The following is a 24429-nucleotide window of genomic DNA, read 5'->3' on the forward strand; positions in this document are numbered from 1 at the left end:
CACATTTTTACTGAACCTTTCCCCACTCTTCATCAAAATACCTTACCAAAATTTGATTGTCGAGTCGGTTGACCTCCAAATTTTCTGCCTTCATGTCCTTATTGAAGTAAGCCATTTGGTCAAAATTATAATCATAAAAACGAAGTCCCGAAATTTTGCGAATTGTTTCTTTCTCCATTGAATTTGAAACCAAACAAAATCCCCATTCACCAAACGAAGGAACGTAAGTGTGATAAGCCGCCACCATCGGGAAAACCTGCGCCAAAGTTTTCTGGATGCACCAAAATGATTTTGGAGCAAAATAAGGTGAAGTGGTTTGAACAACTATTTTAGTCGATGGATTGGTCACTTTTTTCAACTCCTTATAAAATTGTAGCGAATAAAGTTTCCCCAAACTGTAATTGGAAGGGTCGGGAAAATCAATGATAATAACGTCGAAAGTTTTATCTAAATCTTTAATCCACATGAACGCATCCTGATTGACAATTTCTAATTTTTTGTTGTTTAAAGAGTTGTGATTCAGTTTGTTCATCGTTTCATTTTGCTGGAAAAACTTGGTCATTTCACCATCCAAATCCACCAAAGTAATATGTTCAACTTCTGGATATTTTAAAACTTCACGCACTGCAAAACCGTCACCACCGCCAAGAATCAGAATTCTTTTGATGTTTTTAGCCATTGACATTGCGGGATGAACAAGCGCTTCGTGATAACGATATTCATCGGCGGAAGAAAACTGCAAATTGTTGTTGAGATAAAGCCGAAAATCATTGCTGTTTCTCGTTAGAACAATTCGTTGATAAGGCGAAGAGCGGCTGTAAATAATATTCTCCCCATATAATTTTTCTTCCGAGTAACTTAAAATTTTATCGGCGAAAATAAATAAAGCGAGTAAAGCTAAAAAAGTAGTGATGGACTTAATCTTTAATGAAATTGGGTTCCGAAGTTCTCTCCTCAAATAAAAACAAAGAAAAATGGCGATGGATACATTAATTAAACCAAAAAACAGTGAAGTTCGAATAATTCCCAAATTTGGAATTAAAACTAAAGGAAACAGAATCGAAGCGAGCAAAGCACCAATATAATCGAACGCAAAAACATTGGAAACCAAATCTTTAAACTCAACTCTGTCTTTCAAAATGTTCATTAATAGAGGAATTTCTAGTCCAACCAAACAACCTGTAATGAAAACCAAAAGATAAAGCACCCACTCAAAATGATGCACTGTATTGAAAAGTAGAAAAAGAATGACCGAACTTATTCCGCCGATTAATCCAACCAAAATTTCGATTTCAACAAATCGGTCGAGTAAGTTTTTTTGGATAAATTTTGCGAAATACGAACCGACACCCATCGAAAAAAGGTAAACGCCAATGATGAATGAAAACTGCTTTACCGAATCGCCCAAAAGATAACTGGCCAAAGCTCCGGCAACCAGTTCGTAAACCAATCCGCAAGTGGCGATGACGAAAACGGAAAACAGCAAAAGCAGTTCGAAGGAAATCCGTTTTTTATCCATGAATTGCCGCACTGATAATCATAGAAATCCCAATGATGAACGCTCCGAAAATAATCGCAAGAGCAATGTTTTTATTCTCCACAATTTCTTTCCAGGTTTTTTCTGGGGTAAGTTTTTCGATAATAAAATATCCTACTAACAGGATTGTAATTCCGAGAAATGAAAACAAAACGGAATTGATAATTGGTGTCCAGTGCATTTCGCCCATAATTTTTTGATTTATTTGTGATAATATCGATAAAAAGTTCGTCCGTGAGTGGAGCTTCGGGTGGTTCCGTCACGATAAGTTTCGGTTTTTGCGCAGTCGCAGAATTGATTTCCGCTGTAAGTTAAGTAAATGTAAAAACCCATGAAAAATGCAGCGATTGCCACCAGAAGCCAATTGTTTTTTATGTAGTTTAAAATATTTTCCATCACTATTCTTCAGATTCTGGATAAGGTGAATTGGAACTGTTGCTCCATTTTGATTTTTCAAAAGCATATTTTCCCCAATAAGAAAGAGCCACAAAAACTGCCATTGCAGCCATAATTATTCCATAATTCCAAAGGGAAACAGGTAGCCAAGTCGCTTTCAAACTGATGTTTTGATTTTCTGGGTTGATTTCTGCAACTGTTGGTTCCGTGTTTAAAGGCAGATTGGAAAGTCCATTGATTGAATCCTGTTTTTTCTTCACTTTTTCAAATTCAGCAAAATTCAGAGAATCTTTTCTGTAAGTCGAAATATCTCCATAAGTTGTAAGATTTCCTGTGACGGCATCACGAACTTCCACCAAACCATCGGGACGAACGGTCACGGTTCTACCTGAAATTTCAGTTTGTGAAGTGGGATAAACAAGCGCTCCTTGCTCTTTTTCGGCAGAAATTAAAAAATGGTATTTCCCTGGAGCAACACCACAGAAATTTATTTCTTTGGAAGTGCTTCCTTCACTCCAACTTTCGCCATCGCTTACTCCATGGTAATATTCAATATCCTGTGAAGTGGACGTGATTTCGTTGGTGCTTTCGTTCACCAAACTGATTTCTGTATTTGCCCAGGAATTGTCCACCTGTGACTTAATTTTAACTTTTAATGGAGCCGAACCTCCCTTTAATTCAAAGGATTTGCTGACCAACTCTTTGTCTTTCGCATCCGAAAAGTTAATTTGTTCTTCAAAAACCGGATAGTTTGCCCTCGAAATATGAACATAAAGCTGCATCAAAGAAATCAACAATGCCGCAACTCCAAGAATATTTACCATATGTTTCACATTGTAGTAAAACGGCTGCACAATTCCAATTCCGTAATAATTGGGCATGTATGAAGGTTTGAAAGCTCTTCTGACTTTTCCTTTCGGAATGTGTTTTCCCCAGAAAAATTGTCTTTTATTTCCAGTTTCCTCCCAGGAAACCATTTCGGTTCCGTTTACAAATTCTTTATAATTGGAAAGTTTTAATTCGAGTTTATCTTCAAAAAATCCTGAAGCGGCGGCAACATTGTTTGGTGTGGTTTCGTACCATCTGTATTTTTTACCTTCGAAATCAGAATAATATTTAAAATCTTTGAGCGGATTTTCTTTCGGGTACATTAAAACCCAATGTCCATCGCTTTCACTTAAAAACGCGTTGTTTCCGGATTGGTCCTTTAAGTAGTATTCCCGCCAGAAAGTAGAACTTCCGTATTTTTTGACAACAATTGCAATGACTGTGAAATTTTTACCGTCGAGAAATCCTTTGTCGCCCACTTTTAAAACAACGTTTGAAGCGGGTTGCTTTAAAACTCCTCTCGTTTTATTATTTTCTGTACTGATGAGGTTGTTGCAGGATTTGCAAACGTAATCGGTCACCTGAAAGTTGGCTTCAAGTGTATTTTCTGTTTTACAAACCGGACAAGCGTAACTAATCATCTGTAAATACGATCTTGCTGCAGAATTTCTGCGTTAAAATAATTGACGATTTCCGCTGTGATTTTTTCTACCTTTTCGGTATTGTCGTGGATGTAGTTGCACAGAAAAATATCCGCTTGAAGTTGCTTAAATTCCGGCCAGGTATGAATGGAAAGATGAGATTCTTTCAAGCAAATTGCAGCCGTAAAACTTCCGTTTTCAAAAATATGTTTGGCGATTCCCACGATTTCGGTCTCGTTTTCTGCAAGAATTTTGGAAATGTAATGTAAGAAAAGTTCGGAATTTAACAACAAATATTCCGACTCTGTTTTCAAAGTCAGAAGAATGTGCAAACCTTTGCTGTAGGATTCTTTCAAAGAATTTATTTTAAAAGTAATATTAGGAAAAAATTACTTCCTTGGCAAAAAAACCTCCGCCAACATGCATCTTGCACTTCCGCCTCCATTGGTTTCAATGGTATTCAAGTCAGAATAAATGATTTCGCAGTATTTTTCAATATTTTGAATTTGTTCGGGAGTTAACGGTTTATATGCAGTCTCGCTCATCACCAAAAACTTTTTTCCTTCGGAATTCTGTACCTGCAACATATTTCCTGCGAATTGCTGCATTTGGTCTTCGGAAATTTCGATGATTTCCTTTCCGCTGGATTTGATGACTTCCTCCACTTTTTCGCGTTCTAATTCATCATCAATACAATCCAAACAAATAACGACAAAATGGTCTGCAACGCACATCATGACATTGGTGTGGTAAATCGGGAGTCTTTGGTCGCCCACATTTTGGAAGGAGTGAAAAACAACCGGAGTAAAACCAAATTTTGCACAAAACTTCCTGAACAACTCCTCGTCCAAACGAAGGGAAACCGAACCGTAAGCAATTTTGTGGTCGTGGTCGAAAATCATGCTTCCTGTTCCTTCCAAAAATTTGTCGTCATTTTCGAAATGGGAAAAATCATCCACTTCCGCAATTTCAAAACCTTGATTTTTTATGGTTTCTAAAATATCTTCACGTCGCTCAACTCGTCTGTTTGGGGCAAACATCGGATACAAAACCACTTTTCCGTCTTTATGGAAACTAACCCAATTGTTCGGGAAAATCGAGTCGGGAGAATGTGGCTCTAAAGTATCTTTAATGGTAATCACGTTAATTCCTTTCGAGCGAAGTTTTTCCACAAAATTATTGAATTCGGAAAGTGCTTTCTGCTGAATATCAGAATCTTTCTGTTCTACCTGAAAATAATTGTTTTCCGCAGTTTGCGCGTTGTATCCGAAAGCAATCGGCTCAATCATCAAAACAGTATCGGTTGTCTGCATTTAAAGAATTTTTTAATATTTGAATGTCTTCAAAATTACTTAAATTTATAGAGATTTAAAAAAGATATGTTAGAAATTGCCTGCTTTGAATTTACTTCCGCCGAAGTCGCTCTAAAATCTGTTGCCGACCGAATTGAATTTTGCGCCAACCACGATTTGGGAGGAACAACCCCAGATTTTTATGAGTTCCGCTCTTTGAAATCCAATTTTTCAAAACCGATTTATGTGATGATTCGTCCGAAAGGCGGCCCGTTTTTCTATTCCGATGCAGAATTTTTGCAGATGAAAAATAGTGTCATCGAATTTGCAGAAGGCGGCGCAGACGGTTTTGTCTTCGGAATTCTAAATGAACATCACGAAATTGATGAAGAAAAAAATGCCGAACTTATCGAACTTGCAGCAGGAATTCCGTCCACTTTTCACCGAGCTTTTGACCGTACCAAAGATTTGGAAAAATCAATCCAAACTTTAATTAAACTTGGATTTACCAACGTTATCACTTCCGGCGGACAACCAAATGCGATGGAAGGAAAAGAAATGTTGAAAAAATTGATTGATAAATATTCATATAAAATCAACATTCTCATCGGCGGCGGAGTTCGCTCAGAAAACATTGCAGAATTGAAAGAATTTACAGGCGGAAGATTCTTTCATTCATCAGCGGTTAAAAAGTACGATACTTTTCCAACGGATGATGAGATTAAGAGGTTGAAGTTGAATTGCGGGTAGTTTCTTGTTGGTGAGTGGGTGATTTGGTGAGTGGATCATGACAACCGATACATTTGCATCGCAACATCAAAAGACTTTCGATATACAATCTAATTCTGTGTGAAATCTGATTATTGCCATAACTTTATTTTTTTATTACAATCTCACCCACCCAACAACACACCCACTCACCAACAAAATCACTCCCTCACCAAAGGCAACGTAGAACATCTCAACAATCCACCCATTTTAGAAATCTCGCGATATGGAATTTCTTCTACGGTGATTCCCCATTCGTTTCGGAGGTGATTGTTCATTCTTGTAAAGGCCTTATCGGAAACCACAACGTCGGGAGAAATTGAAAAAATATTGGGAAACATTTCAAACATTTCCTCGTCGGTTACATGAAAGCAGTTTTCCTCCCCGAAAATATCGAGAATCAAGTTGTAGTCGCTTTCATCCACAAAACCATTTTTATAGATGATGCACTTGTCTTTTCCAACAGGATTGAAAGTGCAGTCTAAATGTAAAATTCCTTTGTAGGGTTCTTTGTCGTTTTTAATCAGTTCGAAATCCAGAATTCTTTTTTTAGGAAAATATTCCTTTAAAATTTCGATGGCATATTCATTTGTTCGGGCGGTTTTAAAACTGCGGTAATCCTCGCTGTAGCAAGTTCCGATAAAAAGGTAATCGTTCCACACAATCACGTCGCCACCTTCGATGTGGGCAGTTTCTGGGAGGTTGATAATGTTGCGCCACTTTACTTTTTCAAAAATTTTTCGGTAGGCGTCCTGCTCATCGGCTCTGTCTTGGATGACGTTGGAAATAATCATTTTGTCCTCAATCACGAAAGCAACATCGCGAGCAAAAACCTGGTTGTAATCTTCAATGATTTCCGGACGAAAAACCTGAACGTCATATTTTTTTAAAACCTTCTCAAACTCGGTCATTTCGTGGATGATGTCTTCCTCTTTCGGATAAATTCCTTTTAGAATGGTGTCGTAAGATTTAGCATCGTAACTTTCTTCAAGTGTTGGAATCTTTCCCATCGAGCCGGGTTGTCCCAGAACTACGGATTTTAGTTTGGCGGTTTCGTTTTTGATGTTGAGCTTCATAAATATTGTGGCTTGAGACAAATTTAAACAAACCAATCGAAGTGGGGAAATTTTTTTAGAACGTGTAAAAATAGCATACAGTCCTTTTGGCACTTGATTTTCTTGTTCTGCCAAATTTTCCGCTTTGAATTTTTAACCTGTCAGGAAAATTTACATCAAAAATTAAAATACAATTAAAAACTTCTAATTCTTGTTAAATAATAGTTAAAATTGAAACAATCACGTTTTTATTAATACTTATTTAGCATTAAATTTGTTCAGTAAATATTCGTGAAAGTAAAAAGATAAATAATTTATGACGATGAAGAATACATTAAAAAAACTAATTCCTTATGCTTTAGTGGGAGTAATTTCCGGAGCAACAACATTTGGGGCAATTAATTATTTTGGAGTAAAAAACAGCGATTCGGAATTTTCCTATTTCGCACCAAAGAAAAACAATGATGCCCAATTTGCATCTTTTAATATGACCGGAGTGGGCGACGATTTTGTGAAAGCCGCTAAAATGACGGTTCCCGCTGTAGTAAGTATTAAAAATTTCTCGAACAGAACTTCGCAGAGAAGTGATCAGGATTTATTCGATTTATTCTTTGGAAATCCTTTTGGTGGAAATCAACAAAGACAGCCGCAACAACAACAGCAACAGGAAATGCCGCGTGGAATGGGTTCAGGAGTAATTATTTCGCCCGATGGCTACATTATTTCGAATAATCACGTTATTGCAGGTGCAACAAAATTGGAAGTTCAACTGTCCAACAAAAAAACTTATGTAGCGAATTTGGTGGGAACTGACCCAACTACAGATATTGCCCTTTTAAAAATTGAAGAAAAAGGTCTGCCTTATTTGAATTTTGCCAATTCCGACAATGTTGAGGTTGGACAATGGGTTTTAGCGGTAGGAAATCCGATGGGATTGAATTCTACAGTAACCGCGGGAATTGTTTCTGCAAAGGGTAGAAGTATTGACTTGTTAAGCCAACAATCTAGAACTCCGATTGAAAATTTTATTCAAACGGATGCGGCGATTAACCCGGGAAATTCAGGCGGAGCTTTGGTAAATCCAAATGGTGAGTTGATTGGAATTAACTCTGCAATTTCTTCGAAAACAGGATATTACGAAGGTTACGGATTTGCGGTTCCTGCAAATTTGGCAAGAAAAGTGGTGGAAGATATCAAGAAATTTGGTTTGGTTCAAAGAGGATTTTTGGGAGTAGTTCCATTAGATTTGTCGGATCAAAGATCGGTTGCACAATACAATCAACAAAAAAAGACCAATATTAAAACGGGAGAAGGTGTTTATTTGGTGGATATTGCTGCAAAAGGCGGAGCAGAAGATGCAGGTTTAAGAACAGGCGACATTATTACAAAAGTTGACAATACCGTTGTTTCCAGTTATTACGACCTTTCTTTCGCGGTAGGAAGTAAAAGACCGGGAGATCAGGTTGCAGTAACGTACTTGAGAAATGGTAAAGAAAATACGGTAAACGTAACTTTAAAAGATGAAAGAGGAGGAACATCCTTCAGAAGCAAAGCAGACTTGACCGTTACTGAAAAAATTGGAGCCGAATTCGAACCGCTAAGTGAGAAGTTTAAAACAGACTATGGTTTAAACAGTGGTGTAATTGCAAAGAACGTAGTGGACGGATTGGAAATGTCGAAAATTGGAATTGTTGATAATTACATCGTTATCGAAATCAACGGTAAACCGGTAAACTCGCAGAAAGATGTTGAAAAGATTCTCGACAAATATCAAGGAAACGTTCAAGTGAAATATGTGGATGAATACGGAAGAATTACCACAAGAGGTTTTAAAATGCCTTAATAGTTGATGAATAATTAAGAAGTAATAATTAATAATGAAAAAACGCAGCTTTGAAAGTTGCGTTTTTTATTTCTGTAATCTTCGGTTTCGCCGCTTTTTTCGTTCGTAGATGACTTCTGTGATTTTTCCACCCATCCAAGCAAAAGGAAAGAAGGTGAGGAAAATTAAAATTTTATAAAAAGTAGGATGATACGGAAAAATAATAATGTCGAGCATCGCGATGAACAGCAAAATAAACCCGATCAAAATGGCGTAGGCTACTTTCGCATATTTTACGATAATCGCAGTTACAACACCGCCAATTGTTGCAGCAATACCTGATGAAATAAGCAATGCCACAAAAAAATAAGGTTTGTGTTCCACGCTTTTCAGAACTTTTTCCCAGCGTTGAAATGGCGCGATTTCCTCATAGTTAATCCACGACGGATTCAATCGAACTCCAATCGAGATAATTAGTGCCGCAACAGCAAGTCCAACAAGGACACCAAAAGTATTCCGCAGAAAATTCATTTAGAATTGGTGAGCTATCATTGAGATTTCAATATCCACATTTTTTGGCAAACAGGAAACCTGAACCGTTTCTCTCGCCGGATAACTTTCTGAATCGAGGTAAGAAGCATAAATATCGTTCATCACCGCAAAGTCATCCATGTTTTTCAAGAAAATTGTTGCTTTAACTACATTTTTAAAGGTTAAACCTGCTTCCGTAAGAATGGCTTCCAAGTTTTTCATCACTTGATGCGTTGCTTTGGTGATGCCTTCTTCCAATTTTCCCGTTTCAGAATTTAAAGGGATTTGCCCCGAAATATAAAGAATCCCATTTGCAAAATTCGCCTGAGAATAAGGCCCGATTGCAGCTGGTGCGTTTGTAGTAGATATCAGTTTTTTCATTGTATACCTTTTCGTTAAGATTCAATTCGCAAATATAAAATTTTTTCCGAGTTCCACATTCTTGTTTCAAGTTTGATGTTTAAACCACCCCGTCACTAAATTTTCGGAGAAAATTTCTGCCAATCCTCCAAAGAAGGGGAATTCTCACCCACTCACCAACACGCCTACTCACTAAAACGGCGCATTCGGCTGTGTAAAACTTCTGTCCTTATATTTCAGCGCATCACGCAAAATGTTGGCTTTAATTCCGATGAAGAAATCATACACTTTATATTGTCCATAAGGAATCCAGTTGAAATTAATGGTGAAGCTTCTTTGGTCACGCGAAAAACCAATTCTCGTATTGGCAATTTCTTTGGTAATCACGTCGTAGTAAAGGTTTCCGTTGAGGTTCCAATATGGTGAAAGTTTTATGCTTCCGTCCAAACCAATCGACGCCATTTTGTTTCCGAATCTCGTCAAACTTCTGGTGTAACCGTACTGCGCATTGATGTTCAAAGTCCAAGGTTGCTCAAATCTCGCGTAATTATCTTCATCGAAATAATAATTTTCGTTGCGGATTTCACCTTTCGTTGAATATTTTTTAGAAAGGTCTTGCTTTTCATCCTTTTTTCTAAAAATAGCGTCACTTAAAGGGTAAGAAAGTTGCGCATTAAATCCTTGAACGCTGAAATGCCCGAAATTCTCTGTTCTGATTCCCGTATCTTCTCCCGGAGCAAACAAAATTTGATAAGGTTCTAAAGCTAAACTCGTATTCAGGTTAAGTTTCTCAAAAAGTGTTGTTTGTCCACTGAATTGGAAAATCGACCATTTGTGACTTGGCGCTGCAAAATTGTAACTGGTGTTGAAATTGAGACTTTCAAAAATCTTCAGCTTTCTTACGCCTGTAGAATCGTTTTTAGATTTCACTTTCATCTCCACATTATTGTTGATGCTGAAAGTCATCGCCTGAACCAGCTGTGAACTCGGAGTTCCCACAATTCCTCGGTCAAAAATCGAGTATTGCGTCATTTCGCCGCGGTCGTTGTAATAATTTTTATAATATCCAAAACCGGGAGCAGAGAAATCTGGTGAATATGAAAACCCGATCTGTGGTGTCATCATGTGGCGAATCGCCTGAATTGGCGAGCCTTTCTTGAAGTTCAACATTCCATAAAGAACCGTTTGCAAACTTGCACCCGTAGTAAATGAAGAATATCCTGCAATTTTTTTATTGAGAACATCTTCCACTTTGTTTGACAACGGGTTGTAGAATCTCGTTAAAGTTTTCGTCGTTAAAGCATTGTCGATATTGGCATTAACAGAAAAAGTGAAATATTTTGCAATCGTCGTATTAGTTCCTAAACTGATATTGTTTTTCAAACCTGTTTGCATCTTATCCCACATTGTTTTGGTGAAAAGTTCACCCGCATTGGTTTGCACGTAATTATTGAAATTCAATCCTGTATTGACGGTAATGTTTTCTAAAAGTCCTTGTCTTACACCAGTTTTAGGCTTGAAAAGATAAAACTGATTAATCGCCACGTTCACCACCGGAAGTTTCAGATCTGAAAAACCGGTTGAAAAGTTTTGCGAATAAGAAGTCGTTCCCGTAATCGTCACAGGAAGCGTCAAAAACCTCTTAATTACACTCACGGTGGAGTTTTGTTGAGCGTTTAAATTGTTTTGATTAAAGGCGTAATTATTATTGACCGTGTTGTTGTAAAATTTATTACTCACCATATCCACCGAAGCAGAGAAAGTTAAGAACGGATTCGCCTTTTGGTCTTGCTGATGTCGCCACGCAATTCGATAAGTACTTGCTTTTGAGTAGTCGGAAAGTCCCTTAATCCCTCTAATTGTGGTTCCAATATCTGCCGAAAAATTGCCGGTGTATCGATAATTTTTCTTGTAATTCACTTCCGGCCGGAAATTCCAGCTTCCTTTGGTGTAAATATCGGTGAGGATTTTCAGGTCGAAATGGTCGCCAATTGGTTGATAATAACCCAACCCGTTCAAGAAAAACCCAACATCTTCACGCTCCCCAAAACTTGGAATCAAAATTCCCGCACTTCTTTTATCCGAAAACGGAAGAATAGCGAACGGCATTATTAAAGGCGTTGGAACCTGCTCAATATACATTTGAATCGGACCGGTAATAACTTGTGACTTATTTTTTCCTTTAATCAGTTTGATGTTTGGAGCGAGCAAATAATAATCGGCAATCGTGTCTTTTTTCTTGATGAAATACTCGTCGGTCGTATATTTTCCACGTCGCATGAAGAAAACGGAATCGTTGTATTTTTTGGTTTTTTCGGCTACGATTACACCTTCACTTTCTTCCGTTCTCGCGTTGAAAGCGATTGCCTGTCTTGTTTTGATGTTGTAGGTGAATTCGTCGTACTCGTATTTTTTACCACCTTGAGTTGCGATGGCGGGCGTTTTTATTTTTCCTAAAGAATCCAACTCGCCACGAGCAAAAATCAGCGATTTGTCCCAATCGATAGAAATATAATCCGCGTCAATCTGCATATCCTGATATTTTACCTGCGCCTTTTTGTTCAGGAAAGTCATCTTTTTCGGGATGTCGTTTCGGATGTTGTCGGCTTTGCTTTCGACCACATCGTCCAGCTGTTCTTTTTTTACGACGATGGTGTCTTTTTTGCGAATAGTGTCATTAACTATCTTGTTTTCAGGCAATTTTTGAGCATTTAAAACTGCTAAAAAATTGTTAAAAATTAGGATAATTAAAATAGGTATTATATTTTTGATGCCTGTTTTGAGCAATACGGTATTTTCTGTAATTTGGGCTCAAAATTAATATAATTTTTAAAATCTAAAGATGAATCGCAGTTTTTCTTTTAAAAAATATCTCCTCTTAATTTTTGTCTTATTATTCACGTTCAGCGGTGCACAGAAAAAGTTTACCATTGTTTTAGACGCAGGTCACGGCGGAACAGATTTCGGTGCAAATCGAGTGTATCCCGAAACAGGTAGGTTAAACGAAAAAGACGTTACACTTGCCGTGGTTTTGAAGCTTGGACGAATGTTGGAAAAAAACAAAGATTACAAAATAATTTATACCCGAAAAATAGACGAATACCCTTCATTAATCGACAGAACAAATCTTGCCAACAGAAGCAAGGCAGATTTATTTATCTCGGTTCACTGTAATGCGAACACTCGAAGTGCACCTTATGGAACGGAAACTTTTGTGCAGGGACCGGATCAGAACAAAACCAATTTAGAAGTGGCAAAAGCGGAAAACGACGTAATTTACCTTGATGAAAAAGATAAGGAAATGTTCGCTTCATACGATCCTCGCTCACCGGAATCTTTAATTGCGTTGAAAATCCAACAGAGTAAATATTTGGAAAGTAGCCTTTTATTTGGAAGTTTTGTAGAAGGAAATTTTGAGAAAAAAGACAAGAGATTTTCACGTGGCGTAAAGCAGCAAAACCTTCACGTTTTAAGATTAAATGCAATGCCTTCAGTTTTGATTGAAACGGGATTCATTAGTAATTATGATGACGCGATGTATCTCGCTTCCGAAAAAGGACAGAATGAAATTGCGGAAAGTATTTACGATGCTATTGTAAGCTATAGAAAGGCAAGAGACAGGAATGCTTCTAATTCAAAACTTGAACCTGAAAAACCGGAAGAAAAGCCATTGAAAAATGATTTCAGAATTTTGCTGATGTCCACTCCAACCAAATACAACAGTGGTGATCCAGCGTTGAAAGGGTTGAATTATATTCTTCCAATCAAAGAGAACGGGCTTTACAAATATTATTACAGTGTGACCAATTTTGCCTCGGTTCGCGACAACAACCTCAAAACAGCAAGAGATGCAGGATTCAATAATGCGACTTCCATTTCTTTTGTTCCTGCTCAAAAATTAGGGATTGGTTATTATACCATTGAAGTGGCGGTAAGTCCGCAAAAATTGAGTTCTAATTCTTATTTGCTCAATACATTGAAAGAAGTTGAAAGAACCAAGGAGAATGGCGTTTTTTATTATACCTACGGAAAATTTAGCAGCTTGGAAGACGCTATAAAAGCACAAAAAGATCTAGATACGAAGGGAATTAAGAACACTGTAATTCAGAAAGTGGCGAAATAGGGAAGTTTTGTAGTGTAAAAGATAAATGATATTTTTGCAGTCCGAAAAACAAAGGCCTATTCGTCTAGTGGTAAGGACTCAAGATTTTCATTCTTGCAACAGGGGTTCGATTCCCCTATAGGCTACAATAAAAAACAAAAATCATGAGGGTTTTAAAAATTCAGGAAGCACAATTGCTCGTAAAGAAAATTTTAAGCAGCCCGAAAAATTACGAACTGAAACTTAATAATGGGATCATTACCGGAAGTGATGAGGAAATTAGTTTTAGGTTTTATAAAGAAAGCGAAAAAGCGTCATTTGAGGTAACCATCGATGGTTTTACTTTTGTAAATAACACCGGTGAATGGAATAATGCCATGATTATGCTCGAAAATACCATCAAAAAAATGGAGAGAGAGCAGGATGACGAAAAAATTGAGGAGGCTTTAAGCAAGCTGAAAAAATATTTATCCTCAGAAATGTAAAATTTTTAAAGAATTTTTTAAAAAATTGTTGCAGGAATAAAAAATAGTTATATCTTTGCACCCACAATTCAGAAACAGTTATGGCAAATCATAAATCAGCGCTGAAAAGAATCAGACAAAACGAGAAAAAAAGATTAAGAAACCGATACTATCATAAGACTGCAAGAACAGCTTTGAAAGTATTGAGAAATGAGGAGGACAAGAAAGTTGCGACTGAGCAATTGCCAAAAGTAATCTCTTTGTTGGATAAATTGGTGAAGAAAAACATCATCCATAAAAACAAAGCGGCTAACTTAAAAAGCAAATTAACTAAGCACGTTAACAAACTGGCTTAATTAAATAAAGAGTCCGGCCCGTTCGTCTATCGGTTAGGACCTCAGATTTTCATTCTGGTAAGAGGGGTTCGATTCCCCTACGGGCTACAAAAACTCCCCGAACATCATTGTTCGGGGAGTTTTTTTATGTTCAAAACGAATATTCACGGTTTTATTTCCATAGTTTCAAAAATGTTTTACAAGTCTATTCGTTTATTTGATTCAGCAATAAAATTAATAATATGTTATTATATTATAAATATTTTTACGTTAAAATTAGTTTATTATACATTTTTTTTGTATAACTTTACACGACCATTAAAACTAATTATCATGAGCGTACCTTCAATTCCAACAAATTACACCCATAATTTGAAACCCGTTGCTCCGTTTGATGTGGATACCACTTTGGATGGCTCCATAGAATCAAAACTTGCCGGAGGTTTCGGTGTGCAGCACAACGGTTCCCTGAATACAGTTCTTAGCGGGAATCTGGCGACCAACAACGTTTTACAGTTGAAAGGAGATAGAAAAGAACCTGTGATTACAGAAAATAAGTTCGATATCGAAAATCTACCACATTTCACGCTGCAAGACATCAAAGACCTAATGAAACAAAGGGTGAGAATACCTAATTATTCAAAAGTGTGCTTCAAATTTTTGGGCATCGAACTGTTCGATGTGTGCATGAGCGGGGAAAGCCAGATTATTACCGAACCTTTCGTACCCAATGCTGCGGAACGGTGCGAAGATGACTGCTGCACTGCAGATACCCGTCCTTTTCCTGAAATAAAAGGAAAATAGCCCATTAATTTTTAAACTTCCCATCATGTTATTCATCAAAGAAAGCAATGACGCTTTGTTGCAACATATCAACATTGAGAAAGAGCAGGAAATAATTTTAAACGGAATCCCAACTTCAATGTCGGGTTATGTCCAATTAAGCAATTCCTTGAATGAAACGGTGAAAGTAAGGAGTATCGCACTCACCGACAACACCAAAAAAGCAGAAAAAACGGATTTAAGTATCAGTTGGAAACTTTTGCCCGGCGAAAAAAAATTACAGCAATTAAACATTCAACTCCCGCCCGATACTGCACCCGGAGAATATGACCGGTATTTGGACATCGGCGGTAAAAAACAGAAGGTGAAATTGATCGTTCAACCTAACATCGAAATCAATATTTTCCCGAAAAATTTTACGTTGCAGAATACGGCGCCGGGAACCAATCACACCATCATCTTCACTTTGGTGAACGCTGGAAATTTACCTTTTCAAATTCCGGAAATCAAACACATTGCGGCGTTAGATATGGATTTTATCTGTCGTGCTTTTGGTTTTGCTTTTCGAGACGCAAAGTCCTCCAGCTTTAATGACACCTTGAATTCGGTAACTGAAAACATCAGAAAGAATTTAGCAGATTGGCTTTCTGCAAAAGTAAGGGAAGCCGGTACCATTATCAATCCTGGAGAAAGTACGCTTTGCCACATCGACTTTACAGTGCCAAAAAATGCAGACCGCAAAAACGATTACAGCGGAAATATCCGTTTTTGGGACCAGGATTTATCCTTTGTAATTAAATCTCATATTGAAACAAAAATAAAAACTAAATCATGAATACCACAAACAAAAATTCAGGAAATGTCGCCGATAACTTAGGCACTATTCTTTCGCGATCATTTGAAATGTATAAGGGAATTCTGGAAACAGGCCTTAATGCCACCAATTTAAAACTTCCCACAAGTTCCGATTGCGATGCGTGTGCGCCAAAAGAAGAATGCCCGCCGAAATTTATCGGTAAACTTTACCGCTCCGCAATGCCGAACGAAAGCATCATTGTACCCTTTATCATTAATAATGGTTCTTCCGTGCCGAAAACTTACCGAATAGGGATGCGTGAACTAAAAGATAATGATGGAAATTTAGCACCGATTCAACCAAAACTCAACAAAAATACGGTGGTTCTTCCGCCAAACGGACAGGAGAGAATTTTAATTGGGCTTCAGCTTGCCAATTTCTCAAAAGGAACTTATGAGACGGAAGTGGTAGTGCGCGAAAAAGATTATAATCAAAACATTCTTTTAACTGTTGATGTACAAGATGTTTCAGCCTCTGTTTTTACACCTTTGGATGAAAAAAAATACAATTTGAAATGGCAAAGTTGGAAAACCCACTTCTATTGTGAACGCCCCAGAACCCAACCCAATAACGGATAATCTGAAATTATGGGCACCAATATCACTCAAAATTTAGAAGGTATCACAAAACAGTTTTTGGATATCAATAGAAATTACATTAATAAAAGTATTGATGTGATTGGTAAACTGAAGAATTCCCCCACCCAAAAAATAACCAATATCAATCAAGATTTAATCGCCGATGTTTTCAACGGAATTGTGAAATTAAACCTGGATTATTATTCCAAACTGATTGATTATGGTTTTACCGTGACGAACAAAATTTTGTCTGTTCCAGAAAATCGACGGGGAGAAAATGAAGAGCAGGGTTCTTCGTTCACACTTGCTGGCAAAGGAAATGCTGGAAGTTCAATCGACATTTCTTTTGTGTTGGATAATTCCAAAAGCGAGAAAGCATTTTGTCAACTGGAAAATACCCCTTTTGTAAGCATTGATGAACATAAGGAGAATCCGGACATTACAGTTTCATTCCAGCCACAATCTTTTGATTTGGAAGCAGGAAAATCTGAAAGTATTTCGGTTTTGTGTTCAGTTTCAGAAAAATCAGCGGCAGGAACTTTTTATAGCTACGCGAGAGTAATCGGTTTTGAACCGGCTTATTTTACCATTGTACTTACCATAGAGCAAAACACAAAACAAGATGTCATCAATACCCAACCCGCAAAAAAAACCACCGCAAAAAAATAGCTCCAAAGAAAAGGGTTCGGAGCGGATTATGAGCAGTGCACAAAGAATTGTGAGTTCTGCGGTAAATGTTTTGGAGGAAGAGATCGCCGCTGGAATTTTGGCTGCCAAAAAATTGGAAACCAAATTCATCAACGTAGAAGAAGTGCGAAATAATCAGGACGAATTAATGAACAGAATACGTAGGGACACCCATGAAGCGGTGGATTTATTTCTGGATGCATTTGCTACTTTGGCGCAACAACTGAACGGGATTACTGAAAGAGCAAAAACTGGAAATGCCGAAAAATCAGCAGTTATTCAAAAGAAGTCAACCGAAAATTTATCACAACCCGTTTTTTTGGAATCCGACAAAATTCTAAAACCTGGTGAATCTGTTTCATTCCAAATTGTACTTTCCGATGATGATAACGACGTGCAAATTTCCCTTACAAAATCTGATTTTATCGGTTATGACAACAAGAAAATCAGTTCGCGAAACATACTCATCAAGCCGAATTCAGTTTTATTAAAAGCAAAAGAAAAAGTGGAAATCCATATCGTGGTCAAAATTCCAAAAAATGCCACCTCAGGATTTTATCGCGCAATTCTCTCGGATAAATTAAATCCAAAAACCGTCATTTTAATTACCCTGCAAATAGATGAATAAAGATGAATTCTACAATGATGAAAGATATGTTGCAGGAATATGGGGAATATACGCTTTCCGGCATTAATCAGTTTATTCCCGATAAAGAGCCGAAAGCATATCTCTACGATTTGATGCACGATTATCCGAACAGAGGCGGAAAAGGTTTTCGCCCCGGTTTGTGTATCGCCACATGCAAAACTTTTGGCGGAAAACAGGAGGATGCAAAACTTTCTGCAATTACTTTGGAGCTTTTGCACAACGCGTTCCTAATCCACGATGATGTGGAAGATGAAAGTTACAACCGCCGAAACAAACCAAGCATGCACCAGTTGACCGGAAAAGCAATTGCAATCAACGTGGGTGATGCGATGAATGCTTTGGGACTTTATCCGCTTTTTCAAAATAAATTTCGTTTGGGTGAAAAACTTTCAGAGAAAATATTTTTAGAAGTTCAACATCTTGTTACAGAATCTACAGAAGGGCAAGCGTTGGAACTCGGTTGGAGGCTGGATAACAGAATCGATTTGAATGAATCCGATTATTTTCGGATGATACTGAAAAAAACTTGTTGGTACACCTGCATGCATCCAATCCGAATCGGCGCAATCATCGGAACAAAAGGGTATGTGAAACCCGAAAAATTTGACCGGCTTGGTTTCTTCATGGGAGCGGCCTTTCAAATTCAGGATGATATTTTAAACCTTATTGCTGATGAACACCAATATGGAAAAGAAATCGGTGGGGACATTATCGAGGGAAAAAGAACTTTGATGCTCATTCATTTGATGGAGAATGCAAATAATAAGGAACTCTCTTTTATAAAAAGTTTTCTTTCACAACCCATTCCTCAGCGTAGAAATGACGAAGCAGCGAAAGTTTTTCAGTTGATGCAAAAGTACAAATCCATTGACCACGCCAAAGAAACGAGCAAATATTTGGCGGGTGCTGCCTTGAAGGAATTTTATACCCATTTTGCGCAATTGCCCGACTCCAAAGACAAATCTTTTTTAGAAAGCATCATCTTATATATGATCAACAGAAATTATTGACATGTTAAAAATTAAGGAAAAAATTAATTTTGATTGCGATGTTTTGGTTTCCGGTGGCGGTCCCGCCGGAAGTGCAATTGCCTATCATCTTTCCAAATTAGGTTTAAGGGTGATAGTTGCTGAATCAGAAAAATTTCCACGCGACAAAGTTTGCGGCGATGCGGTAAGTCCCATTGCCATCAACGAACTTCATGAAATGGGAATTACCAGTTCCAATATTTTTAGAAAAGCTAACGAAATTACTAAAGTTGGGCTATTTGTAAAAGACGATCACGCCATCGTAAATCTTGTCTTACCCGAACATTTGCCGTACCATGCGAGAATCATACCCCGAATTGAATTGGACAACGCTATTTTTGAAACCGCCAAAAAAGTGGGCACAGAATTTTTGGAACAAACCCGTGTCTTAAAATATAAAGTGCTTCCGAACAAAGTAATTACCACTTTGCAGCAAGAACAAAAAGTATTCGACATTACCTCAAAAATCATCATCGGCGCAGATGGAAGTCGCTCGGTAGTCCGAAGATTGCTGCGCAAAGAAACTTTCGACGAAGATTATCAATTGGTTGGTTTGCGGGCGTATTACGACGAAGTGAAAGGGCCTTCGGACAGAATGGATGTTTATTTCATTGAGGATAATTTTCCAGGGATTTATTGGTTTTTTCCAGAAGGGGAATCAGGTGCAAACATTGGTTTGGCAACGCTTTCTAAAACTTTTCCCCAAAAGCAGCAACAAGTAAAGAAATTATTGAACGACCATATTTCTAATAATAAAGACATCTCTGCGAGAATTGGGAACGGAAAACTTCGTCATAAAATTGAAGGTTGGCCGATAACCTTTTACGACGCGAAAAAAGAAGTAACAGGAAACCGTGTTTTATTGGTAGGTGAAGCAGCCGGTTTAATTAATCCTTTAAGCGGCGATGGAATTCAGTATGCTTTGCTCAGTGCAAGATGGGCTTCGGAAATTTTGAAAAAATGTTTCGAGGAGGACGATTTTACAACCGAAAAACTTCAGCCGTACAAAAAAATTCTGGATAAAGAGTTGGGTTATGATTTGGCATTTTCGAATCTGATTGTGCATTTTCCACGAAATAAATCCTTGCTTCCTATTTGGATGAAAGCAGTTGATATTTTAGTTGCAAGGGCAAAAAATGACCAAAAATTTGGTGAAATTATTGTGGGGATTTCAGAGGGAACTTTTCCTTCATTTCAGGCGTTGACTTTGGATTTTATCTTAAAAATTTTGTTGCAGGGCGGGATTTCAGGGAGTAATTATTTTTTAGACATGAAAAAGCAGCCATCAGATTTTATAGAGGACGGAAGTTTGTTTTGGAAATCTGCTAAGCAAATTCTTTCAGAAATAAGCCACGACCGAAGAAGCAATATGGAATGGATTTCACAAATCGGAAAAAAAATCGTGAACGTGTCCAAATATGCAATAAAATCTACGAAAGACTAAAACAAAATTGCATGTCTAAATTCCCAAAAGTTGAATTATATTTGTTTCAACATATTTTTCAGCATGAAAATCCTCATCATCAATGGACCCAACCTTAATCTCCTGGGAACTCGCGAACCGGAAATCTATGGAAATATTTCCATGGAAAATTTTTTGGAATCTTTAACTAAAGAATTTTCACAACATGAAATTCAGTATTACCAATCCAATGTGGAGGGAGAAATTATTAACCGAATTCAAGAAGATGATTTTGAGGCTTTGATCATTAATCCAGGTGCTTTTACTCATTATTCCTACGCCATTGCAGATTGCCTGAAAAATATTTCAAAGCCTAAAGTTGAGGTTCATATTTCTAACATTTACAAAAGAGAAGAATTCCGTCAAAAATCAGTTACCGCGGCAAATACCGATGCTGTTCTAAGTGGTTTTGGTTTGAATGGCTACAAACTCGCAATTTTAAGCCTGAAGTAATCTTTTTTATTTTGCTTGAATCTTTTGCCTAAACTTTGCATGTTCATATTTTCTTTAATTTTGATAAAATTATCAAAATGAAAAATTCTATTCTGTCATTATTCGTAATCCTTTTCGGGCTTACTTTTTTTCATTCCCAAACCAAAGATCCGCGTTATCAACCGAAAGAATACGTTCAAATCAAACATCCTGAATGGAGCAAGAATGCAACGATTTATGAGGTGAATCTCCGTCAATATACCAACGAAGGAACTTTCAAGTCTTTCGAAAGTCATTTGCAAAGACTCAAAAAAATGGGAGTCGATATTATTTGGCTGATGCCGATTCATCCGATCGGAGAGAAAAACAGGAAAGGCGGATTGGGTAGTTATTATTCCGTAAAAGATTTTCGTGGAATTAATCCCGAGTTTGGAACGATGCAGGATTTCAAAAATTTGGTGAATAAAATTCATTCGATGGGAATGTATGTGATCATCGATTGGGTAGGAAATCATTCTGCATGGGACAATCCGCTCGCAACAACTCACCCGCATTGGTACACAAAAACACGTTCCGGAAATTTTCAGCCCACTCCATGGTACGATTGGGATGATGTGATTGATTTTGATTATGACAATCCCGATTTCAGAAAATATATGACGGAATCTCTGAAATTTTGGGTCAAAGAAGCTAATATTGATGGTTACAGAGCAGATGTTGCAGGATTTATTCCCGTTGATTTTTGGGAGAATGCAAGAGCGGAACTCGATCAAATCAAACCCGTATTTATGCTTGCAGAGTGGGAAAGCCGCGATCTGTACAAAAAATCTTTCGACATGACTTATTCATGGACTTTATTTGATAAACTAAAAGATGCAACCACACAAAATAAAGGAATTGCAGGTTTGGTGGAGTATCTTTCGCATGACGTGAATTCTGTTCCGAAAAATGCCTATAGAATGGTCTTCACCGATAATCACGACATGAATTCATGGAACGGAACGCCACAAAAAAACTTCGGTGACGGATTGAAAACATCCATTGTTTTCACGGGTGTCGTAAATGGAATGCAACTTTGTTACAGTGGTCAGGAAGCAGGTTTAAACCGAAGTTTGAAATTTTTCGACAAAGATCCAATCGAATGGAAAGATCACGAAAACGAAGTTTTGTTCAGCAAACTTTTCCATCTTAAACATGAAAACCAAGCACTTTGGAACGGAAAATATGGTGGCGAAATGATTCGGGTGGTGAATGATCATCAAGACCGAGTTGTTTCCTTTTACAGGGAAAAAAATCAAGATGCCGTTCTCCCAATATTTAATTTTTCTGATAAAACGGTTGAGGTTAATTTAGACACTCAGTACTTTCAGGGAAAATACAGGGAACTTTTCACGGATAAGAATTTCGACATCAAAGAAAAAACAATGCTGAATTTGGAACCTTGGTCTTACCTGGTTCTGGTTAAAGGAAAATAGTGCTACAACCATTAATCTGATAAATTTCATTTTTAATTAATGTTGTTTCAACCTTTTTAGGTGTAATTTTGCTAAAAATTTTACATCATGTTCGATTGGCTTCAAAATCTTTTACTACCCGTTGAAAATCCTTCTGTAACACAGTCTATTGTTGCGATCATGCTTGCAATAGGAACTGGAATATTCTTGGGTAGATTAAAGCTGGGTAAGATCACCTTCGGAGTTTCTGCAGTGATGTTTACAGGATTATTTCTTGGTCATTTAGGATACAGAATTCAAGACGGAATCTTGGATTTTATTCGCGATTTTGGATTAATTCTTTTTGTGTACGGAATCGGTCTTCAAGTAGGACCATCCTTTTTTTCTTCATTCAGGAATGAGGGATTGAAATTTAATATATTGGCAGTTTCTACAGTACTTTTTGGTGGATTGATAACGATTGTTCTTTTTAGATTAACGGGATTAAAAATAGAGGATTTGGTAGGAATTATGAGTGGTTCTGTTACGAATACTCCAGGTTTAGGGGCCGCAAAAAATACAATTGAAGAAATTAAAAATTCATTTCCAAACAAAACCTTCGACGATCCTACCATTGGTTACGCCATAACTTACCCTCTAGGAGTTTTCGGTATTATTGGAACAATTATTCTGTCCAAATTACTTTTGAAGATTAATCCTGAAGTTGAAATGCGCAAGTTTCGAATGTCTAAAATCAATCGAGAGCTGCCCTTGATTCACAAGAAAATGAGGGTTACCAATCCGGAGTATTTTGGAAAAACTTTACATCAAGTCATTAAAGATTTTGGGCATGAAATAGTGGTTTCCCGGTTAAAACACAGTGGAAGCGATGCGGTTCAATCACCAACATTAGATACGCATCTTCGTGACAGAGACGTGTTGATGATTGTAGGCCTGGAAAGCCATTTGGATGAATTTATTCAGAAGGTGGGGCGTCCTTCAACTGATTTGTTTATTGAATCGGACTCCGATATTCGCAAAAAGAATATTTTTGTTACTAAACCTTCCGCAGTTCACAAAAAACTGTCGCAACTCGACCTTTACAATACTTACGATCTAAAGGTAACCCGTGTTTTTAGGGCTGGTCGGGAAATATTACCGCGCCCTTCTCTGGAGTTGTTCTATGGTGATATTTTACGTGTTATTGGTTCACGGGAAGCTATTGAAGAAGCCGAAAAAATTATTGGAAACTCAGAAAAAAAATTATTGGAGCCCGATTTTCTTTCACTTTTCGGAGGTTTGCTTTTGGGGGTTATCTTGGGATCAATTCCTATCGTAATTCCGTCGCTGCCCGTTCCAATTAAACTGGGTTTTGCAGCCGGACCTTTAATTGTGGCCTTGTTAATTTCTAGATATGGAGGAATTTCTTTTATCCACTCCTATATCAATAATGGAGCGATATATTTTATGAAGGATTTCGGAATTTGTTTATTTTTTGCCGCAGTAGGTATTCATGCGGGAGATGGATTCTACGAAAATTTTATCAAATATAACGGTTGGAATTGGTTGCTTTTCGGTTCAGCCATAACATTTATCCCTCTAATCGCGATGGTAATTGTTGGCAGGTTTTTCATGAAAATAAATTACCTTCAATTGGCAGGAATCATGAGCGGAAGCTACACCGATCCCGCTGCGTTGTCGTTCAGCACGAATTATTTGGATTCCGATATTCCTGTCCAAAGTTATGCTCAGGTTTATCCGTTGGTCACGATTTTCCGAATTTTTGTGGCAAGCTTATTAATTTTGATTTTTTCATAGCTAATTCCTTACGCTTTCTCGCCATTAACAAAAACTTCCCAATCTACTTTTACATTGGGTTCTAAAGTTTTTGAGACGGAACAATATTTTTCGAAAGAAAGATCGGCAGCTTTGAACGCTTTTTTAATATCGACCACACCTGTTAGGTAAAATCGAACCATGATGTTCTTAAATGGTTTTGCGTCGCCAATTTGAATTCTGTCACCTTCAACCTCGGCTGAAAAACTTTTGATTTCCTGTCTTTGTTTTTTCAAAATTGAAACGATATCGATTCCGCTGCATCCAGCAACAGCCATCAACACGCTTTCCATCGGAGAGACACCTTTTGAATCAGGTTTTGATGTATTATCTAAAAGGATTTTATTTCCGTTAGAATTTGTGCATTCAAATAGAAAGTCTTCGTCGATTCGGTTTAATTTGATTTTCATAAAAAAGGTGTTTTCACGGTTGCAATATCTGCAATAACTCTATAACTTTAACAAAAATTGATAGTGATGAATTGGTTTTTACTATTATTTATTGTTTTGGCAATTTACGGCTTTGTAAATTACTTGACGCACAAACGAAAAAAT

26 protein-coding genes and 2 tRNA genes are annotated in these 24429 nt (G+C 37.4%); 17 read left to right on the top strand and 11 right to left on the bottom strand.

The window, feature by feature from the left end; translation table 11 throughout:
- Window positions 1–7 precede the first annotated feature (7 nt).
- Genes J4771_RS10595 through ctlX form a run of 6 tightly spaced genes read right to left on the bottom strand, consistent with a single transcriptional unit; the run spans window position 8 to window position 4715 of the window.
- A complete protein-coding gene (locus J4771_RS10595) occupies window positions 8–1519 on the bottom strand; it encodes a polyamine aminopropyltransferase (RefSeq protein WP_224134973.1) in 1512 nt (503 codons plus the stop codon).
- A complete protein-coding gene (locus J4771_RS10600) occupies window positions 1512–1727 on the bottom strand; it encodes a DUF350 domain-containing protein (protein ID WP_224134974.1) in 216 nt (71 codons plus the stop codon). Before J4771_RS10600 ends, J4771_RS10595 begins: the two co-directional genes overlap by 8 nt.
- An 11-nt stretch (window positions 1728–1738) precedes the next feature.
- Window positions 1739–1933 carry a hypothetical protein gene (locus tag J4771_RS10605; RefSeq protein ID WP_224134975.1) on the bottom strand — a complete coding sequence of 65 codons (195 nt, stop codon included), beginning with the start codon at window positions 1931–1933 and terminating at the stop codon, window positions 1739–1741.
- Window positions 1934–1935: 2 nt separating this feature from the next.
- Window positions 1936–3402, bottom strand: a complete 1467-nt coding sequence (locus J4771_RS10610) for a DUF4178 domain-containing protein (RefSeq protein WP_224134976.1) — start codon at window positions 3400–3402, stop codon at window positions 1936–1938.
- Window positions 3399–3758: an S-adenosylmethionine decarboxylase family protein gene (locus tag J4771_RS10615; protein WP_224134977.1), complete on the bottom strand. Its 360-nt coding sequence runs from the start codon at window positions 3756–3758 to the stop codon at window positions 3399–3401. Before J4771_RS10615 ends, J4771_RS10610 begins: the two co-directional genes overlap by 4 nt.
- Window positions 3759–3791: 33 nt before the next feature.
- The gene (gene ctlX, locus J4771_RS10620) at window positions 3792–4715 is read right to left on the bottom strand and encodes a citrulline utilization hydrolase CtlX (protein ID WP_224134978.1); all 924 of its coding nucleotides are present in this window, start codon (window positions 4713–4715) and stop codon (window positions 3792–3794) included.
- Window positions 4716–4781: 66 nt separating this feature from the next.
- On the opposite strand from ctlX, the gene J4771_RS10625 reads away from it, so the two are divergent.
- Window positions 4782–5444, top strand: coding sequence for a copper homeostasis protein CutC (locus tag J4771_RS10625; RefSeq protein ID WP_224134979.1), 663 nt, complete (start codon window positions 4782–4784; stop codon window positions 5442–5444).
- 179 nt (window positions 5445–5623) lie between these two features.
- On the opposite strand, the gene J4771_RS10630 is transcribed toward J4771_RS10625, so the two are convergent.
- Window positions 5624–6538: a dimethylarginine dimethylaminohydrolase family protein gene (locus J4771_RS10630; protein ID WP_224134980.1), complete on the bottom strand. Its 915-nt coding sequence runs from the start codon at window positions 6536–6538 to the stop codon at window positions 5624–5626.
- A gap of 301 nt (window positions 6539–6839) precedes the next feature.
- Between J4771_RS10630 and J4771_RS10635 the strand changes: the two genes are divergently transcribed.
- Entirely contained in the window at window positions 6840–8360 is a 1521-nt protein-coding gene (locus J4771_RS10635) for a trypsin-like peptidase domain-containing protein (protein ID WP_224134981.1), read from the top strand.
- A 66-nt stretch (window positions 8361–8426) separates the two neighbouring features.
- Here the strand turns inward: J4771_RS10635 and J4771_RS10640 are convergent, their stop codons facing one another.
- The 3 genes from J4771_RS10640 to J4771_RS10650 all read right to left on the bottom strand — a co-directional run bounded on the left by J4771_RS10640 (window position 8427) and on the right by J4771_RS10650 (window position 12017).
- Entirely contained in the window at window positions 8427–8870 is a 444-nt protein-coding gene (locus J4771_RS10640) for a hypothetical protein (protein ID WP_224134982.1), read from the bottom strand.
- Window positions 8871–9251, bottom strand: a complete 381-nt coding sequence (locus J4771_RS10645; RefSeq protein ID WP_224134983.1) for a RidA family protein — start codon at window positions 9249–9251, stop codon at window positions 8871–8873.
- A 171-nt stretch (window positions 9252–9422) separates the two neighbouring features.
- On the bottom strand, window positions 9423–12017 hold the full coding sequence (locus J4771_RS10650) for a putative LPS assembly protein LptD (RefSeq protein ID WP_224134984.1): 2595 nt from the start codon (window positions 12015–12017) through the stop codon (window positions 9423–9425).
- Between the two features lie 55 nt (window positions 12018–12072).
- Here J4771_RS10650 and J4771_RS10655 point away from each other — a divergent pair, with 55 nt between their 5' ends.
- The 15 genes from J4771_RS10655 to J4771_RS10725 all read left to right on the top strand — a co-directional run bounded on the left by J4771_RS10655 (window position 12073) and on the right by J4771_RS10725 (window position 23857).
- On the top strand, window positions 12073–13353 hold the full coding sequence (locus J4771_RS10655) for an N-acetylmuramoyl-L-alanine amidase family protein (RefSeq protein ID WP_224134985.1): 1281 nt from the start codon (window positions 12073–12075) through the stop codon (window positions 13351–13353).
- Between the two features lie 53 nt (window positions 13354–13406).
- Window positions 13407–13478, top strand: a tRNA-Glu gene (locus tag J4771_RS10660).
- Window positions 13479–13496: 18 nt separating this feature from the next.
- Window positions 13497–13817, top strand: a complete 321-nt coding sequence (locus J4771_RS10665; protein ID WP_224134986.1) for a hypothetical protein — start codon at window positions 13497–13499, stop codon at window positions 13815–13817.
- Window positions 13818–13897: 80 nt separating this feature from the next.
- The gene (gene rpsT, locus J4771_RS10670) at window positions 13898–14152 is read left to right on the top strand and encodes a 30S ribosomal protein S20 (RefSeq protein ID WP_224134987.1); all 255 of its coding nucleotides are present in this window, start codon (window positions 13898–13900) and stop codon (window positions 14150–14152) included.
- Window positions 14153–14167: 15 nt separating this feature from the next.
- A tRNA-Glu gene (locus J4771_RS10675) sits at window positions 14168–14239 on the top strand.
- A gap of 225 nt (window positions 14240–14464) precedes the next feature.
- On the top strand, window positions 14465–14935 hold the full coding sequence (locus J4771_RS10680; RefSeq protein WP_224134988.1) for a hypothetical protein: 471 nt from the start codon (window positions 14465–14467) through the stop codon (window positions 14933–14935).
- A gap of 25 nt (window positions 14936–14960) precedes the next feature.
- Complete coding sequence (locus tag J4771_RS10685) at window positions 14961–15749, top strand: COG1361 family protein (protein WP_224134989.1); 789 nt, start codon at window positions 14961–14963, stop codon at window positions 15747–15749.
- The gene (locus tag J4771_RS10690; RefSeq protein ID WP_224134990.1) at window positions 15746–16348 is read left to right on the top strand and encodes a hypothetical protein; all 603 of its coding nucleotides are present in this window, start codon (window positions 15746–15748) and stop codon (window positions 16346–16348) included. The genes J4771_RS10685 and J4771_RS10690 overlap by 4 nt, the downstream gene beginning before the upstream one ends.
- 9 nt (window positions 16349–16357) lie before the next feature.
- A complete protein-coding gene (locus tag J4771_RS10695) occupies window positions 16358–17017 on the top strand; it encodes a hypothetical protein (RefSeq protein ID WP_224134991.1) in 660 nt (219 codons plus the stop codon).
- 28 nt (window positions 17018–17045) lie between these two features.
- On the top strand, window positions 17046–17663 hold the full coding sequence (locus J4771_RS10700; protein WP_224134992.1) for a hypothetical protein: 618 nt from the start codon (window positions 17046–17048) through the stop codon (window positions 17661–17663).
- A gap of 2 nt (window positions 17664–17665) precedes the next feature.
- Entirely contained in the window at window positions 17666–18694 is a 1029-nt protein-coding gene (locus tag J4771_RS10705) for a polyprenyl synthetase family protein (RefSeq protein WP_224134993.1), read from the top strand.
- Window position 18695: 1 nt separating this feature from the next.
- Window positions 18696–20156, top strand: a complete 1461-nt coding sequence (locus tag J4771_RS10710) for a geranylgeranyl reductase family protein (RefSeq protein ID WP_224134994.1) — start codon at window positions 18696–18698, stop codon at window positions 20154–20156.
- Window positions 20157–20219: 63 nt separating this feature from the next.
- A complete protein-coding gene (aroQ, locus tag J4771_RS10715) occupies window positions 20220–20627 on the top strand; it encodes a type II 3-dehydroquinate dehydratase (RefSeq protein ID WP_224134995.1) in 408 nt (135 codons plus the stop codon).
- A gap of 77 nt (window positions 20628–20704) precedes the next feature.
- Window positions 20705–22081: an alpha-amylase family glycosyl hydrolase gene (locus J4771_RS10720; protein WP_224134996.1), complete on the top strand. Its 1377-nt coding sequence runs from the start codon at window positions 20705–20707 to the stop codon at window positions 22079–22081.
- 87 nt (window positions 22082–22168) lie between these two features.
- Entirely contained in the window at window positions 22169–23857 is a 1689-nt protein-coding gene (locus J4771_RS10725; protein ID WP_224134997.1) for a putative transporter, read from the top strand.
- 8 nt (window positions 23858–23865) lie between these two features.
- On the opposite strand, the gene J4771_RS10730 is transcribed toward J4771_RS10725, so the two are convergent.
- Complete coding sequence (locus J4771_RS10730) at window positions 23866–24285, bottom strand: OsmC family protein (protein WP_224134998.1); 420 nt, start codon at window positions 24283–24285, stop codon at window positions 23866–23868.
- Window positions 24286–24429: the final 144 nt, after the last annotated feature.

Origin of the sequence: Candidatus Kaistella beijingensis (assembly GCF_020084865.1) — a bacterium.
In the GTDB taxonomy this organism is placed as follows: Bacteria; Bacteroidota; Bacteroidia; order Flavobacteriales; family Weeksellaceae; genus Kaistella; species Kaistella beijingensis.